We start from the raw sequence: 503 nt of genomic DNA on the forward strand, positions 1-503 counted from the left end.
GCCAGTCGCCCCTGTCGCTCCCGCAGCTCCTGCACTTCCAGTCGCCCCTGTCGCTCCCGCAGCTCCTGCACTTCCAGTCGCCCCTGTCGCTCCCGCAGCTCCTGCACTTCCAGTCGCCCCTGTCGCTCCCGCAGCTCCTGTATCTCCAGTTGCCCCAGTTGATCCCGCAGCTCCTGTACTTCCAGTCGCCCCAGTTGATCCCGCAGCTCCTGTACTTCCAGTCGCCCCTGTTGCACCCGCAGCTCCTGTATCTCCAGTCGCACCTGTYGCTCCCGCAGCTCCTGCACTTCCAGTCGCMCCTGTYGCTCCKGCAGCTCCTGCACTTCCASTCGCTCCTGTTGCTCCCGCAGCTCCTGYACTTCCAGTCGCYCCTGTTGCTCCCGCAGCTCCTGTACCGCCAGTCGCCCCTGTTGCTCCCGCAGCTCCTGCACTTCCAGTCGCCCCTGTCGCTCCCGCAGCTCCTGCACTTCCAGTCGCACCTGTTGCTCCGGCAGCTCCTGCAC

The 503-nt window shown here is 66.1% G+C and carries 1 protein-coding gene; it reads right to left on the reverse strand.

All coding sequences use genetic code 11. The features are described 5' to 3' along the window. On the reverse strand, positions 1-503 hold a 503-nt coding region (locus tag AC1DUA_RS40420; RefSeq protein ID WP_477504991.1), incomplete at both ends, for a hypothetical protein.

Source organism: Paenibacillus sp. 01T422, from assembly GCF_056398785.1.